This is a genomic window from Rhodococcus sp. KBW08 (genome assembly GCF_003852455.1).
Lineage (GTDB): Bacteria > Actinomycetota > Actinomycetes > Mycobacteriales > Mycobacteriaceae > Rhodococcus_F > Rhodococcus_F baikonurensis.
Genome location: NZ_QAJJ01000011.1, coordinates 27,829 through 43,354 on the forward strand (window position 1 = coordinate 27,829; position 15,526 = coordinate 43,354).

Consider the following 15,526-nt stretch of genomic DNA (forward strand, 5'->3'; position numbering starts at 1 on the left):
GCATGCTTGTGCTCTCCAGGATCGCTTGCTCGGCGCGCTGATGATGTTCGGAGGCAGCGGTTCGCGGACGCGGCTAGTAACTAGACATTCTAGAATGTATAGTTACTATGGCTTGATTACTCTGAACAATCGGAAGGCGTGAAACTCAAGTGGTTTCGACGATAGACGCAGAAGTCCTGACGAAGGCCCAGCGGTGGAGTCTGGTAGCGACGGTCAGTACAGGGTTGTTGCTGGTGGCCTTGGACAACTCCATCCTCTACACAGCTCTGCCGACCCTGACGCGCGAACTCGGAGCCTCCAGTGCGCAGGGCCTCTGGATCATCAATGCGTACCCCTTGGTCATGGTCGGTCTGCTGCTCGGCGCAGGCACACTCGGTGACCGCATCGGTCATCGCCGGATGTTCCTTATCGGGATGAGCATCTTCGGGGTGGCCTCGATTGTGGCTGGGTTCGCACCTGGCCCTGAGGTCCTGATTGTCGGTCGAATACTGCTGGCAGTGGGAGCAGCAGCGATGATGCCCGCAACGCTGGCGCTGATTCGTATCGCATTCGTCGACGAGCGTGAACGCAACGTTGCGATCGCGGTTTGGGGCAGTGTGTCTGTGATCGGAAGCGCCTTGGGACCGATCCTTGGCGGTGTACTGCTCGAGTACTTCTGGTGGGGCACGGTGTTCTTGATCAATGTGCCCGTTGTCGCCCTTGCCCTTGTTGCCGGCATCCTCGTTGCTCCGGCCAATGAGACAGACGCGTCCAAACGTTGGGACCTTCTGTCGTCGGTGCAGATCATGGTCGCATTGGTCGGACTCGTGGCTGCTATCGAGGAAGTTGTCAAAGTTAATCGATCCTTGGTTGTCATGACGGTCGCCTTGATCGCTTTCCTTGCTGGTTCGTGGGCGTTTGCACGCCGGCAACGACGTTTGCAGTACCCGTTGTTGGACTTCGCGATCTTCCGCAATCCAGCATTCGTGTCCGGCTTGATCGCAGCTGGATTCGCTATGTTCGCGATCGGTGGCATTCAACTTGTCACGGCGCAGCGGTTCCAGCTGGTTGCCGGATTCACGCCTTTCGAGGCAGGACTATTGGTTTCCGCGCTAGTTCTGGGAACATTGCCCACAGTCCTACTCGGCGGGATGATCCTGCACAAGGTCGGACTGCAGCCACTGATCGGAGGAGGACTCGCGGTCGGCACTGTCGGTGTCATCGCGATGATCATCGGCTTCCACGTCAACATCGGCTGGCTGATATTCGGGCTCTTCGTGACAGGCGCCGGACTCGGCGCCGCAATGGCTGTCGCTTCGATCGCGATCATCGGCAACGTGCCGGTGGAACGCGCCGGAATGGCGTCTTCACTCGAGAACGTGTCTTACGAGTTCGGAAACCTCACTGCCGTCGCACTACTCGGCAGTCTCATCGCGACGGTTTACACGGTCACAGTCCAGCTGCCGGCAGAGGCTCCTGAACAAGCCAGCCAGTCACTGACCGGCGCTCTTGAAGTCGCGGAGAATGACGGATCGGCCGGTACGAATCTTGTGCAGGCAGCATTCTCTGCGTTCGACAATGCCTACGTCGCAGTTCTTGTTGTCGTCGCCGGTATTCTTGGGGTTGGTGCGGGCGTGACCTGGCGCCTGCTGCGCAGGTACGGTCCGGGTTCTGCGTCATCCTCTTTTTCCACCCACTGACAGCGGTTCACCGCAGGAGACCACCATGCGCCCCAGCAACCGAACCACGATCCTTGATGCCGCGATCCGGGTCATCCAACGCGACGGAGTAACGGCCGTCACTTTTGATTCGGTTGCTGCTGAATCCGGGCTGACCCGTGGCGGACTGCTGTACCACTTTCCCTCCCGCGATGATCTTCTCTCGGCGATCCATCAGTACATGGCTGACCAGTGGGAAGACAGTCTGATTGCTGCCGCCGGGAAGCCCGCGGCGGATGCCACACCGGTCGAATGCCTGAGTACCTACGTGCGGGTGTGTTCGCAAAGCGCGACACGCGCTGAGCTCCAACTGATGCTCGAGGCGGCCACTACTCCCGCTTCGAAGGGGCCATGGAACAGCGTCCTTCAGCGTTGGGCTCCGCCGCCTGCTGACGACACTCCGGAGGAAATGGCACGTTTCATAGCTCGTCTCGCCGCCGATGGTCTGTGGATGTACGAGGCAATGTGTAACCAGCCCCTCGACCCGGAATTGCGGCGGATTGTCACAGAACACATTGCTGATGGAATCCCGTAGGAATCAGGCCGATTCACCGCAGCCCACCGCGCGGACTGGAGCTCGGCGGGCGACTGACGGTTTTCGCGTTATCCCTATTGGTGCTCGGGGGCCGTCAGCAGTCGAGCTAGTTCTTGCCGAACTTCCAGGGGCGCATATGACAAGACTTCTGCCAAGGCATTCGCAGGATTATCGTATTTGCGGTTCGCCTCAGTTTGCCGCTTTGGGGCGACATCCTTCTCATTTGGGAAGGTGTATTCGCTGAAGAGTTTCTCTGCCGCAAATGTGAGCTGCTGAACTACGTACTCGGCGGTGATGTTGGCGTTCAGCCAATCGATAATGCAGCTGTTGAAGACGGATTCCATAGCGCGCAATGCCATGCGCTGATCTTCAGTAGTTTCATGATCTTCCCCCCAGGTGACACGTTTGGCTACGTCTGTGATCGTCAGCTCGTTATATTCGGCTTCGACTTCGGCTGCAGGTCTCTCGTTGATTTCTTCGAAAGGCTTGGGTACGTGATAGCTGTGCATGGACGCATGAGCAAATCCGCGATCGTTCATCAGCGCATGAAAGCCGCCCAAGAAAACTGCGCCGATCCGGCCAGAGACGCTGCTTTGGATAGGCGAGTTCTGGTTAATTCTCTTCTCGAGGTCGATGACTTGGGCTTCGATAGTCGCTCCGACCAGATCGTCCTTCGACGGAAAATAACGATAGACGGTGTGCAACGAAACCCCGGCGAGCTTGGCTACCTCCCGCATCTGTACGGCTTGGTACCCACCTTCGCTGGCTAGTTGACGGCAAGCTTCAAGCACCTTGATTTCCAGTCGCCTACGAGTGCGTGGTCTGTGTACTCGATCATCCTGAGATTGCATGGTTCCCTCCATGTTGGCTCTCCGATCTTGAGTGGGCAACCCTGAAGCGCGACTGGTGACTGGCGTTTCCAGGGCAGAGCCATCGACCCCCCGAGACCTGACTGACGAGGCGCGCGTATATCGACAGAGTGCCAGGGGCTCCAGCGATGCTACGACACGGATGTTCGAAACACCGTGACTGCATGGCGGAAAGGCGGCCCGACGAACAGGCGGATCCTGTGCTTGTCGATGCGGATGCCGACGATCAGGCCGCGCGGCTCGGGTCGCGTGCTGGCAGATAATGACAGGCAGCACGCTTACGGTCGTCGTCCGCACCACGACACAATTGTCAGTCAGGTTGGCAAGGGCCCCGTGAAGGCGTCGGGCAACTGTCGATCGTACCGATGGTCCTCGCCGTGAAGGGCTATGTCCTAGAAGGATGACGTCGTACCGGGAATGTTGTCGGACTCGGCCCGGGACCCTCTGCTTGCGCTCGAAAAAGTTCGCATTTAGGGAGTAACTTTACAATCATGTCTGTATAGTTACGGGTGATTGATTGCCGATGCGGCGGTACAAAGGAAGGCTGAGGTGTGCGGTGGTAATTGCCGACATGGGTATGCGCTTCAGGCGACGAAGGATCGTGTTCGTTGTGGTGAGTGCCGGCGTGATTCTGGTGTGCGTTCGCGACAGCATCCTTCTTGCTGCAATGACTGCGGCGAGTGGCGAGCTCGAATCGTCAAGCGCCGACTCTCTTTGGGGTTTGAATGCGTATCCCCTTCCTGTGTCGTCGTTCGTGCGCACCATGCCGGCGGGTTTGTTGTGGGGATTCGTCGTTCTGGTGAACCTGCTCGTCGTTGCCGTCGCTTTGATCGTCGGAGCAATCGTTGCTTCGCATAGCGTATTCCCGGTCGGAATGGCTGCGGCTGGGGTCGTCGTGTTCATACCGGCGTTGCACTTGCAGTCCTGGGGATTGGGGTGCGGACGTCGCCATGACCTGGCGCGGTTCGGGAACCGGGTCGAACCGCCTGAATGCAGGCCTGTTCATCTCCTGAATTGGTTTCGGTGCCGCGATCAGAGTGCTACCGATCGCTGTCGCGGGAGGCGGGTCCGTGCGTCGCGTCGGAGCGGTGGCCTCCACCGGCACCTGCTCGATGTTGATGACGCTGTCAACGTCAAAACCACTGTCAACGTCGGGTTCGGAACTGGAATCGCGAAACGATGCCATCCACGTCAGCGCGGCCGAACCGGTGAAATGCATACTGCCTACCGCGTTTCAGGCGTTCGGCAACACCAGCGCGGGGGTTCGGCCGGTAATGGCGCGGCCTCTGTTAGTCGGCGGCAGGGTGCCGGTGAGGTCGGTTCGTGTTATGTGCTGTCGCATAATACTTTTGGTGAAGTAGGGAGAACTTACATTCCTTTGTTACTGCAGGTGGACTGATCTCGTTTCGAAGCATCGCCACTGGGTATTACTGTGCGGAAAAGTAATGTTCTGCAATATGATTGACATTTCATTCAGCTGCGAACCGCGAATCTCGAGGTTGAGGGCGCGTCGCGCCGTTGGTGGGTGACCCTATTCGGTCGCGGAAATATTGCACACGGTTTGAAGAGTAGATTTATACGTATAGCGAGTCGAGTGGGTCATGGAGACTTGTCGGAATGTGTTGGCGCCAAGTCGGTGCCGCGAGTCGGATGCACCTGATTGCGGGAAATTGCTTGCTGCAGTTGACAAGTGGATGAGTTTCTATAACACTCGGCATCGACACTGCCTGATCGAGATGTTCAGTCCGATCACGTTGGAGCAGTCACAGTTCTTGCGGTCGTGTTGCGCGTAACCGCTGTCGACCACTCGAAAACCTCGAAGCCTCGCAGCCTTCGATGGGGTTAGCGATTGGCAATGTTCAAGTGCAAATGGCGGCCGCCTCGGCCCCAAGAGGAAGAGATCCACATGTATCCAGTAGACATCGCACAGCAGGCGCCAGACCGAATCGCGGTCATCGTGGCGGAGACTGGTGATTCCATCAGCTACAAGACACTTGCTGATCGTGTCAACCAGGTGGCTCGAGTTTTCCGGGCGCACGGCTTGGGCCCGGGGTCGCACGCGGCCATCATGACTGAGAATGTCATCCCCTTCGCCGAGGTCTTGTGGGCGGCCTTCATGTCCGGCATCGTATTGACGCCGGTGAACAACAGGCTCACTGCTTCAGAAGTTGCATACATCGTCAATGATTGTGGCGCAGAAGCGTTCATTACCACGTCGACATATGCCGATCTGGCGATTGAATTGAGGAACGAGGGCATTCCGAACGTCCGGCTGAAGCTGATGATCGGTGACGCTGTCGTTGGTTGGGAAGGATACGAGGAGCAACGTGACGCGCAATCGGTCGACCCGATCGCGGATCAGTGTCAAGGCACCTTCATGCACTACTCGTCCGGCACCAGCGGTAGGCCCAAGGGCATCAAGCATGTATTTTCGAAGCAGCCTCTGTTGCAGGACAACACCGTCGCGATGGCTGAGGCGACACGTGTAGGACTCGGCGAATTCGAAACAATCCTGGCACCCGGTCCGCTATTCCACTCGGCACCCTCGTGGTGGATGTTCGCCGTGATGTCCGGCGGCGCGACGGTAGTGCTCATGCAACGATTCGACGCGGAGTTTGCGTTGCAATTGATTGAACGGCACAAGGTTACCGGCGTGCAGTTCGTCCCGACACATATGATCCGCATGCTGCGTCTGCCCGATGAAACAAGGCTCGGGTACGACGTATCCAGCCTCAAAGCTCTGCTGCACGCAGCGGCGCCATGCCCACCCGAAATCAAGATCGCCATGATCGAATGGGTTGGGCCCATACTCTACGAGCTCTATTCCTCCACAGAAGCCGTCGGAACGACCTTCATCAACTCCGAGGAGTGGATGGCCCATCAGGGTTCGGTCGGCCGGGCGATTTCTGGAGTCATTCACATCCTCGACGACGACGGCAACGAGCTTCCTGCGGGCATTCCGGGAGTGATCTACTTCGAGAACCCGATGGCCTTCGAATACCACAACGATTCGGGTCAAACCAAGGAAGCTTTCAACGATCGAGGTCTCGCCACGACTGGCGACATCGGCTATGTCGATGAGCAGGGCTACCTGTATCTGACAGACCGCAAGTCTCACATGATCATCTCCGGTGGCGTCAATATCTATCCCCAAGAAGCCGAGAACGTACTCACAGCACATCCGAAGGTCGCGGACGTCGCGGTCATCGGGGTTCCTAACCCGGACATGGGCGAGGAGGTAAAGGCGATTGTGCAGCTCATCGACGGTTCTCTGGCCGGCGATCAGCTGGTTGACGAACTCATTGCCTACTGCCGTTCCAAGCTCGCCGGATACAAGTGTCCCCGAACAATCGAGTTCCGAAGCGAACTGCCTCGTACCGAATCCGGCAAGTTGCTCAAGCGTCTCCTGCGTGACGAATTCGAGGGCCGGTCACATGTGGCAACCCAGACCACGAGCTGAACAGACTCCGGGACGACCGACGAATCTTTGATTTACCGCAATGATGACAAACCGAAGGAACGCAAGTACATGAGCGATGTCGACATCGATCGAGTGAGGGCAGCCGCAGAAGCTGTGGTCGCCGAATATGACTGGGCGACAACACCCAGACAGGCATTCCTAGATGCTTGCTATCGAGCAGGCTTGTGCTGGGTCAACTTTCCCGTCGGGTTAGGTGGTTTGGGGGTGTCCAGAGGTCTGCAGTCCGTTGCCGACGGAGTGCTTCGCCAGGCTGGCGGCTGGCTACCGACTGACGACAATGCCATCGGCTACGGAATGGCAGCCCCGACTCTGTTGGAACATGCCCCGGAACTGGCTGAACGATTGCTTCGCCCATTGGCCACCACTGAGCACATTTGGTGCCAGCTTTTCAGCGAGCCAGGGGCGGGTTCCGACGTGGCCAGCCTCGCGACGAGTGCGGTTCGCGATGGTGACGACTGGGTGATCAACGGCCAGAAGGTGTGGACAAGTCTGGGACTGGAGGCTCGCTATGGTCTGCTGCTAGCCCGTACTGATCCCAATGTTCGCAAGCACGTTGGCATGACTTTCTTCGTGATCGACATGGAATGGCAAGGTGTCGAAGTTCGGCCCCTGCGCCATATGACGGGTGACTCCGAGTTTTGCGAGGTACATCTCGCAGACGTGCGGATCCCTGATTCGCACCGGATCAGCGCAGTCGGCAAGGGGTGGGGTGTCGCGATCACAACCTTGATGAACGAGCGCGTGTCAATTGGAGCGGCGCCTGCGCGTGGCGCCGGTTCGATTGCGGATGCTGTGGAGCTTTGGGCGCGCTATCCCGAGAACCGCACAGCTGTGTTGCGTGACAGGCTTACGCGACTGTGGATTCGTGCTGAAGGGCAGCGTCTGACCGGGATGAGGTCCTCGGCGTCGGCGGCGAGTTCAGAACCCGGCCCCATCGGCTCGATCGGCAAACTGGTGGCTGCGGAGATCAATCAGGAAGTCTACGAGTGGTGCATGGAATTCCTCGGACCCGTAGGCATTCTTTACGACACTTACGACGACTTCGAGGGGTATGCGGCTGGGCCTGAGGCCTCGTTGCAGCGCCGATTCTTGCGGTCACGCGCCAACACGATCGAGGGCGGGACATCGGAGATCATGCGCAACATCCTGGGCGAGCGTGTACTCGGCCTGCCAGCAGATCTGCGGGCCGACGCCGGCCTGACTTGGAAGGAAACCCGTCGTGGCTGAACAAGAATTTGTTTTTAGCGCCGAGCAGAACGACCTGCGCACCAACTTGCGTCTGTTTGTCGGTCAACAGTGCGATCAGCAGGCCGTTGGCAAGGCGATGGACTCGGAATCCGGCTTCGACGCCTCCCTGTGGTCCCGGCTCGGCGAAGAGCTCGGCGTGCTTGGTCTCACCGTGTCTGACGAACTCGGAGGCGTAGATGCAGGGCTGGTCGAACAGGCGATCCTCGCGGAGGTCCTGGGCGCGGCTCTCATGCCCGGTCCGACTTTTGGGACCGTCGCACTGGCTATTCCCGCGCTGGCAGCTGCAGGAGGAGAGGTAGCCGCAGAGCTCCTTCCAGAGCTTCTGGCAGGAACCCGAACCGCAGCGTACGTTGCGCCGTTCCGCGGCGATGAAACCACCGTGAGGGTGCATGACGGACTCCTCGAGGGTGAAGCGCTTTACGTCGTAGACGGTGCGGCGGCTGATGTACTGCTCGTGGTTGCAGCTGGGCCAGAAGGCATCTCGCTGTACGCGGTTGAAGGCGAAGATACCGAACGGACGCCGCAAGCAACGATGGATTTAACGCGGCGTCAGGCTGTCATCACATTTCACGGAGTCCCCGCCCGGTTGATCGTGGGTCCTGACCGTTCGGCCTCGGTTATCGACTCCGCTGCGGTGTCCGCTGCCGTGTATCTCTCTGCCGAGCAGGTTGGAATCGCCCAGCACCTGCTGGATCTGACTGTCGATTATGCGAAGAATCGCATTCAGTTCGGCCGCCCGATCGGTTCCTTCCAAGCTGTGAAACACAGGCTGGCCGACATGTTGGTCGCTGTCGAGCATGCGCGATCTGCTGCGTATCACGCGGCATGGTCCATTCAGGACGGAACTGACGACCCTGATTTGGCGATCGCAATCGCGCAGTCAATCTGCAGTGACACGGCTTCGCGTGTCGCGGCCGACTGCATTCAACTTCACGGCGGTATCGGGTTCACATGGGAACACCAAGCGCACCTGTACTTCAAACGGGCGTTCACAGACGCTGAATTGTGTGGCAATGCTGCATCCCATCGAGAACGTGTCGCGGAACTCGTGCTCGACCGGGCTGAACCTGACGGCCAGCTCCCCATTGCCGGTCTCAGATGATCGCATTCGCCACAGACGTCCAATGGCGTTTGCCTGCTTCAGATCCCAAGTAAATATCTTTTGAATGCCAGGAGAAGTGATGAGACGAGTTGTAACCGTCGAGGTGGACGGACGATCGAAGATTGCCCTCAATGAGGAGGTCTCGGCAGGGTCGTACTATCAGGAGATCTGGGCTCACGACGACGTCGATCAGTTGGGTTCAGACCCGGGTACCGAGCCTCATGCCACGGTGCCTGCGCCGGGTCAGACCAGGTTCCGGATGGTGAGCGTTCCGCCGCATAGTGAAGTCCAGGCTGAAGTGGCTGAAATCGTAGCTCGGGGCGAGGACGTGCGACTGGTGATGGAAACAGACGAAGAGGGATGGCACAGGACAGAAACCCTCGACTACGTCTACGTTCTGGACGGACCCGTCGAACTCCTGGTCGACGATGAGTCGGTAGTGATAGAGCCGGGTGACACTGTAGTGCAGCGCAGCACGAACCACGCGTGGCGCAACCATGGTGACGAGCCCATTCGCCTGCTTGTCTTCATGGCTGCTCTGAGATGACTCACCAGCCCGTGCATGACGGATTCGGATGGTGATGACCCGCACTGTGCACGCACTTGGACAGGCTACGTCCTTCCCTCCGATGAGCTTGCTCCGCAAGTGATCCCGGCACGTCCGCAGCCGACACCAACAGCATGAGGACGGCCCTGCCCACGACATCGGGTAGGGCCGTTCTCATGTGCTTCTACGGTTTCCACGCTATCGGAACGACGGTGTACACCAGGGCCGAGATACAGGCGCCAACAAAGGCCTGAACCGGAGACGAGGCCTGCACGAATGGGGTCCTGATCTGCGTAGTATCCGAACACTGTGCCCACGATCAGGCGGACTTCTTGGGAGGGACATGTGATGCGGGGCTCATGGAGATTCACGAGAGAAAGGGCGACCGGTTCGCCTGTGCGCGGGCGATGATGCCTGATCGCCCGCGCTTCGCACTGGCTTCTCCCGCAAAGTATCGATACCCAAAGCTGTTGTTGTGCAGTGCTATTAGAAACTCGAGATAGTCAGGATCGCCATTCGGCGAGAACGGTGCCGCCATCCGTAGACGTCCTCGGGGGAGGAGAGGGCATATCCGTGATGCTCCGCGAGAAGCGTGGGGCCGGCCCTGGCTGGACGACGCCGTCAATCTCGATGAGCGTTTGGCGTGACATCAGATGCGGGTGTTCTGCGGCTTCATGAAGGGCCAACACCGGGCTGACGCATGCGTCGGTGCCGGCGAATACTTGTGTCCAGTGCTCGCGAGGCTGGGAGGCGAAGATCCCGCTGAAGCGGGCGCGCAGCAGTGGCCAGCCGGACTTGTCGTTCTGCTCGGGTAGGTTGTCGGGGTCCAGTTCAAGGCCCTGGATCAACTGGCGATAGAACTGTGGTTCGATCGCACCGACTGCTACCCAGCGCCCGTCCGCACACGTGTAGGTGTCGTAGTAGGGCGCACCTCCGTCGAGCATGTTGTTGCCCCGATCCTCGGTCCACCAGCCGATGCTGTGTTCTGCCCAGATCGAGTGGGCGAGGAGGCTGGCGCCGTCGATCATCGCGGCATCCACGACTTGGCCCATGCCGGAACGCTCGCGCTCCCACAGCGCAGCCAGAATCCCAACAAGAAGGAACATCGAGCCGCCACCGAAGTCGCCAACCAGATTCAGTGGTGGCATTGGGCGCTCATCGGCTCGTCCGAAGGCGTGGAGAACGCCTGTTGCCGAGATGTAGTTGATGTCGTGCCCTGCTTGTTGGGCCATGGGACCAGTTTGACCCCAGCCTGTCATGCGTCCATAGATCAACCGAGGATTCCGATCGAGGCATTCTGTTGGTCCGACACCGAGCCGTTCGGCGACGCCTGGACGATAGCCTTCGATCAATACGTCGGCTTCAGCCAGCAATTCCAGTACCAATTCGCGATCAGTAGGCTCCTTGAGATCTGCAATGATCCGGCGCCTACCTCGCAACCCTGGGTCTTGGACACCGGCAGCCGACGCCGGTTCTGAACCGGGCCGCTCTACTCGTAGGACGTCGGCACCAAGGTCCGCGAGAATCATTGCCGCATGCGGCCCCGGTCCGATGCCTGCGAGTTCGATAACACGTATTTTGTCAAGCGGTCCCGACACGATTCCACCTTATTGTTGTTGGGACCAATCGCTTGCTGGTGCCAATGTGTGTTGTGTGCGCAAATTTGGTGCCTTCGTGCACCGACCCCGGATATGGACAGAGGTCAGGCGCCGCCGGACTGGCTGAGGTCGAGCTGCTCGAACGCGGCATGAGCGTCTGGCCCGATTCGCTTGGCGAGGAGACCGATTTCGTCCCACATCGAGTGCGGCAGAACGAGATTATCGAGATTCATCACATCGCCGATGAGGTCGGACCAGACGTCGGGTGTCTTGTCCTGGTTGACTACGCCCTGTGTCTCGGCCTGCACAACGCGGGTAACGGCGCCGCCCCCCAGAGCGAATGCTTCGCCGGTGATGGCGGTCGTTTCGTGGCACAGATATGCCACGAAGCCGGCGACGTGATCGGGATCGAACCAGGAGTTGAAGAAAGCCCGCACTCCGTGGTCAGGCTCTCCCTCGGTTGAGTTGCTCCTTGCAATCGGCAAGATGGAGTTGACCGCGATACCCGTGGCTCGGCCGTTGCGAGCTTGCCCGCGGGTCAAGGCGAGTAGAGCGGATTTAGCTGTTCCGTATCCAGGCCATCCGTCGGTCCCCCACGTTGCACAGGATGCGGTGTTGATGATGCGTCCTGCTCCTGAGCGTTCGAGCCATGGCCACGCGGCCTCGCTCATTCGGTAGGTGCCTCGGACGTGGACGTCGATCATCATGTCGAAGTCGCCGCCTGAACCTGCATTGTTGATCAGGATGTCGAGCCGTCCGTGACGCTCGATGACCTCGTTGACGATACGGTCGGCTTCTCCGACGATGTCGCCTGTCACCCCTGACGCCTTCCCACCGTCTTCGACGAGCAGTCGGACGGACTCGTCTGTTCCCGCCACGGTGGATTCACCGTCCCATCCGACGCCGAGGTCGTTGACAACGACCGTGGCTCCTCGCGAAGCGAGCATCTGCGCGTGAGAAAAGCCGAGCCCACCTGGAGACACCCCCGTGATCAGTGCGACCTTGTCGTCATATCTGAGTGTGCTCATGTTTTTCCTTCGGTTGGCGTCGGGCAGGCCGACGGAATGGTGTGCGGATGCCAAAAGCATGAATGGCCGACAAAGCGGGCACTATTCGGGCAAACATCGACCTCGTGCGGTGTCGGAATTGATCGAGGTGGTCGTTCATGGAGTGACGCGTGGCGCTGTTTTCGCAGATGCGCAACGGTCTCACGATGTCGGTATATGACTCGTCTAAAATTCGCCCAACTGATAAGCAGTAGTGAGGTTTTCGCCGCTAGTCAGTCGGGCGAGTGGACGCCGGGCATGAAGTGCTAGTTCGAGCCATTCTTTGGCGAGTGGCCGCGATCAGTCGGTGGCTACCAGCGTTATATTGCCGTGTATCCGCCGTCAACCATGAGTTCGGATCCGGTCATGTACTTGGCGGCATCGCTCGCCAAGAACGCAATTGCCGGCGCGATGTCATCGACCTGGCCCAGTCGCTTCATTGGAATGCGCGATAGCCAGTTCGCTTGGTCGACCTCCCACGGTATGAGGTTGCCTTCCGCATCGCGTGCTGGTTCCCAGTCAGCGGCCAAATTCGTTTCAGTTGCTCCTGGATGTACCGAATTCACTCGGATTCCCAGGGGCGCGAGCTCGACCGCAACTGCTTTCGTCAGCATCCTTACAGCGCCCTTGGTTGCCGTGTAGGGAGCCGAATCGTCTCCGGCCACGTTTCCGAAGATCGAGCAGGTGTTGATAATCGACGGGGAGGAGCCATGGGTCTCGATGCTTGCGCGCATCAGTGGAATTGCGTCTCGCATGCCTATGTAGACGCTTTCGACATTGATTGTCTGCTGGCGGCGTAGGTGTTCGATCGGTGAATCCACGAACGGTGCTGACATCATGATGCCCGCGTTGTTGACAAGGATGTCGAGCCGATTGGTTTGACTCGAAACCGTGGCAAAGACTGATGCCCAGTCAGCTTCGGATGTGACGTCGTGACGAATTGCGATGGAATTGCCGCCGGTGCTGGCGACTGTCTCCTCGACTGTGGCGAGATTGATGTCGGTCGCGAACACGGTGACGCCGAGTTCGGCCAAAAGGATGGTCGTCTCGCGCCCGATGCCGGAACCTGCGCCGGTCACGATGGCGACCCGTCCGTCCAGATCAAATGGTGAATTCATCAATGCTCCGCTTCTTGAAATGTCCATGGTGGCGTTCTTGCCACGCAAGATCCGTGGTGGCTCGAAATATTATTTGCATTTAATCAAATATTCGTGATTGGTGTCTCACTCTAGGTGGCCAGTGCTGGTGAGAAAGTTCAGGACAGTTCCTCAATAGGACTATAAATCATAACAAGTTACGTGACAAGTCTTACAGATTCTGCACAGACATCAGGCGACGTTGGACAAATAAACCCATTCTGAACAGGGATGTAGAAAGTTTGTGTCATCGAGCCGATTTTCCAGATCTTGTGATCTTGACAACAACATCAGAACGTGTTGTTCTTTGAGGGTGGACGATGTGACCTGATCCGAGAAAGTTCGGAACTACTGCATTGCACCCCGCGACAGAGCCTCTGCCGCTCCCTCAAAAATGGGAGTGGTCAGACGAGCATCGGCTGAGCTGAAAGAACTCATTCGGGACGAAACTCAAAGTCAAGGGCTGTTCACCTAATGACAAACTGATACGAGGAGTAATCGTGATCCAGGGTCCAAGCAACGCTGACGAGTCGAGGTGGCACCGATGAGCGCCGTCATCGAGAGAGTGCACGCTGCCTCCGGCAAGCGCGCTGCGGCTATCACTTTGTCCCTCGCGCTGGTGTCGATGGCCGCGGGAGCGCCGATGGCGGTGATGATGGGGGCATTGCCTGCGATTGCGGCGAGTGTGAACGCGTCTCCTACGCAGGCGGGTTGGTTCTTGACGGGCCCACTCCTGGTTACGGCGGTAACACTGCCGTTGATGGCCAGAGCAGGCACGCTTTACGGAAACCGTCTGGTATCGACTGGACTTCTCGTCGTAGGCGTGATCGGCAGTTTGATTGCTGCAATTGCATCGAGCGCCGCGATGATAATTGTCGCGATGTGTGTGATCGGTGTTGGTTTGGTCATCCCTGTGATGGCATTCGCAATGGTTGCAGAGCACTTGGATACCCGCCGACGCGCTACGGCGATTGGTGTGTTGGGCGGCAGTTACTACGTCGCCAGCGGTCTTACATCTCTGGCGACAGGCCCCATCCTCGATCACCTTTCGTTCCGCTGGCTGTTCGCGGGCATCGCCGCTGTCTTCGCGCTCAGCGCTGCTGCACTGGTATCGACCGTGCCGGCGCATGGAGCGCGGCAGAAGGGCAGGCTCGACTGGGGCGGAGCAGGGATTGTTGCTATCGCTATCGGTGCGATGCTTCTCGCGGCCACAGAGGCACCCAGCTGGGGATGGTTCTCGATGCGCACACTCGGGGTAGCCGTGGTTGGAGTCGTGGTACTGGTGGTGTGGGTGCAATTCGAGCGAAGCGTCGAAAAGCGTGGTGACGTTCCGCTGATCTCAGTCCAATTGGGGAAGAATCCGGCAGTGCTCGGTGCGGCCGTCGCGGCGCTGTTCGCCACGGCTGTTATGTACGGATTTGTCGTGATGGTGAATTACTTTGCTGCAACAGATCCTGTCGTGGGGTACGGATTCGGTCTTTCGTCGACCGACACCACGCGCATGTTCGTTCTGGTGTCGGCTTGCGCTGCAGTGGGATCGTTCGCGGTGGGGCAGTTGGATCGATGGGTGGATCCCAAGTGGACGCTCCTCCTCGCCGCGCTGCTGCTGGTTGCCGCGTGTGTATTCATTCTTCTCCTCCATACTCAGGTCTGGCATGTATGGGTCACCGAGGCGATATTCGGTGTTGCAAGTGGTCTCGGATACGCAGGGTTTGCGAATTTCATGGTGCGGCACGTGATTCCGGTTGAAGTTGGCCCCGCAACGAGCATGAATTTCCTGGCGCAGTCCCTCGGTGGCGCGGTAGGCACTTCGGTCCTTGCTGCCGTCTTGATGGCTGGTACGGATGTCACCAGCTCGATTACGAATAAGGGTGCGTACATCACCTCGTGGATTGTTTGTCTGGGTGCGAGCGCGCTCTTTGCGCTCATCGCGCTGTGGTTGCCGCGCGCACGTCGAATCGTCGGGCATGACGATGCGTTCGCACGAGCATAACGTGTTATGCAATTGCCGGGTCTTTTGGTTCTTGAATCCACTTCAGTTGGAACATGCTCGCCCCGCGTTCGACTGATTTATGGTCTTTAACAGGGATTTTAGGATCGTGCGCAACCGAAATTTGATGCTTGACTTCAACAGCAGAACGAGTTACGTTCTAGTGGAAGTGAGAGTAAGCAAGTAAGAGGATTGCCTTCTGGGACGCGCCGGTCGATGGAGTCTCCTTCTCCAACCCGACCACATCGGACTTCAATGCGAGTGGATTTCGACGTGT

General features: G+C 58.5%; 12 protein-coding genes. 7 read left to right on the forward strand and 5 right to left on the reverse strand.

Features of this window, described 5'->3' with window-relative positions:
• Nucleotides 1-149: 149 nt before the first annotated feature.
• Both DBV08_RS15170 and DBV08_RS15175 read left to right on the forward strand, forming a co-directional pair.
• Nucleotides 150-1,679: an MFS transporter gene (locus tag DBV08_RS15170; RefSeq protein ID WP_260395601.1), complete on the forward strand. Its 1,530-nt coding sequence runs from the start codon at nt 150-152 to the stop codon at nt 1,677-1,679.
• A 25-nt stretch (nt 1,680-1,704) separates the two neighbouring features.
• A complete protein-coding gene (locus tag DBV08_RS15175; protein WP_124567936.1) occupies nt 1,705-2,232 on the forward strand; it encodes a TetR/AcrR family transcriptional regulator in 528 nt (175 codons plus the stop codon).
• Between the two features lie 74 nt (nt 2,233-2,306).
• On the opposite strand, the gene DBV08_RS15180 is transcribed toward DBV08_RS15175, so the two are convergent.
• Nucleotides 2,307-3,095: a TetR/AcrR family transcriptional regulator gene (locus DBV08_RS15180; RefSeq protein ID WP_124567937.1), complete on the reverse strand. Its 789-nt coding sequence runs from the start codon at nt 3,093-3,095 to the stop codon at nt 2,307-2,309.
• A gap of 703 nt (nt 3,096-3,798) precedes the next feature.
• A complete protein-coding gene (locus DBV08_RS15185; RefSeq protein WP_124567938.1) occupies nt 3,799-4,320 on the reverse strand; it encodes a hypothetical protein in 522 nt (173 codons plus the stop codon).
• A 687-nt stretch (nt 4,321-5,007) separates the two neighbouring features.
• Here DBV08_RS15185 and DBV08_RS15190 point away from each other — a divergent pair.
• The 4 genes from DBV08_RS15190 (at nt 5,008) to DBV08_RS15205 (ending at nt 9,479) form a co-directional block, all read left to right on the forward strand.
• Complete coding sequence (locus DBV08_RS15190) at nt 5,008-6,561, forward strand: acyl-CoA synthetase (RefSeq protein WP_124567939.1); 1,554 nt, start codon at nt 5,008-5,010, stop codon at nt 6,559-6,561.
• A 69-nt stretch (nt 6,562-6,630) separates the two neighbouring features.
• Nucleotides 6,631-7,809, forward strand: coding sequence for an acyl-CoA dehydrogenase family protein (locus tag DBV08_RS15195; RefSeq protein ID WP_124567940.1), 1,179 nt, complete (start codon nt 6,631-6,633; stop codon nt 7,807-7,809).
• A complete protein-coding gene (locus DBV08_RS15200; protein WP_124567941.1) occupies nt 7,802-8,932 on the forward strand; it encodes an acyl-CoA dehydrogenase family protein in 1,131 nt (376 codons plus the stop codon). Before DBV08_RS15195 ends, DBV08_RS15200 begins: the two co-directional genes overlap by 8 nt.
• A 79-nt stretch (nt 8,933-9,011) precedes the next feature.
• Entirely contained in the window at nt 9,012-9,479 is a 468-nt protein-coding gene (locus DBV08_RS15205; RefSeq protein WP_185564649.1) for a cupin domain-containing protein, read from the forward strand.
• Between the two features lie 503 nt (nt 9,480-9,982).
• Here the strand turns inward: DBV08_RS15205 and DBV08_RS15210 are convergent.
• From DBV08_RS15210 to DBV08_RS15220, 3 genes are all read right to left on the reverse strand, one after another.
• On the reverse strand, nt 9,983-11,077 hold the full coding sequence (locus tag DBV08_RS15210; RefSeq protein ID WP_124567943.1) for a CaiB/BaiF CoA-transferase family protein: 1,095 nt from the start codon (nt 11,075-11,077) through the stop codon (nt 9,983-9,985).
• A gap of 104 nt (nt 11,078-11,181) precedes the next feature.
• The gene (locus DBV08_RS15215; protein ID WP_185564651.1) at nt 11,182-12,105 is read right to left on the reverse strand and encodes an SDR family NAD(P)-dependent oxidoreductase; all 924 of its coding nucleotides are present in this window, start codon (nt 12,103-12,105) and stop codon (nt 11,182-11,184) included.
• A 338-nt stretch (nt 12,106-12,443) separates the two neighbouring features.
• Nucleotides 12,444-13,241, reverse strand: a complete 798-nt coding sequence (locus DBV08_RS15220; protein WP_124567945.1) for an SDR family NAD(P)-dependent oxidoreductase — start codon at nt 13,239-13,241, stop codon at nt 12,444-12,446.
• A 562-nt stretch (nt 13,242-13,803) separates the two neighbouring features.
• Between DBV08_RS15220 and DBV08_RS15225 the strand changes: the two genes are divergently transcribed.
• Nucleotides 13,804-15,252 (forward strand): MFS transporter, encoded by a 1,449-nt coding sequence (locus DBV08_RS15225; RefSeq protein ID WP_124567946.1) that lies wholly within the window; start codon nt 13,804-13,806, stop codon nt 15,250-15,252.
• The last annotated feature ends 274 nt before the right edge of the window (nt 15,253-15,526 follow it).

Coding starts and splice junctions, on each gene's coding strand:
- DBV08_RS15175 (WP_124567936.1), top strand. CDS start 1,705: ATGCGCCCCAGCAACCGAACCACGATCCTTGATGCCGCGATCCGGGTC.
- DBV08_RS15180 (WP_124567937.1), bottom strand. CDS start 3,095: ATGGAGGGAACCATGCAATCTCAGGATGATCGAGTACACAGACCACGC.
- DBV08_RS15185 (WP_124567938.1), bottom strand. CDS start 4,320: ATGCATTTCACCGGTTCGGCCGCGCTGACGTGGATGGCATCGTTTCGC.
- DBV08_RS15190 (WP_124567939.1), top strand. CDS start 5,008: ATGTATCCAGTAGACATCGCACAGCAGGCGCCAGACCGAATCGCGGTC.
- DBV08_RS15195 (WP_124567940.1), top strand. CDS start 6,631: ATGAGCGATGTCGACATCGATCGAGTGAGGGCAGCCGCAGAAGCTGTG.
- DBV08_RS15205 (WP_185564649.1), top strand. CDS start 9,012: ATGAGACGAGTTGTAACCGTCGAGGTGGACGGACGATCGAAGATTGCC.
- DBV08_RS15215 (WP_185564651.1), bottom strand. CDS start 12,105: ATGAGCACACTCAGATATGACGACAAGGTCGCACTGATCACGGGGGTG.
- DBV08_RS15220 (WP_124567945.1), bottom strand. CDS start 13,241: ATGAATTCACCATTTGATCTGGACGGACGGGTCGCCATCGTGACCGGC.
- DBV08_RS15225 (WP_124567946.1), top strand. CDS start 13,804: ATGAGCGCCGTCATCGAGAGAGTGCACGCTGCCTCCGGCAAGCGCGCT.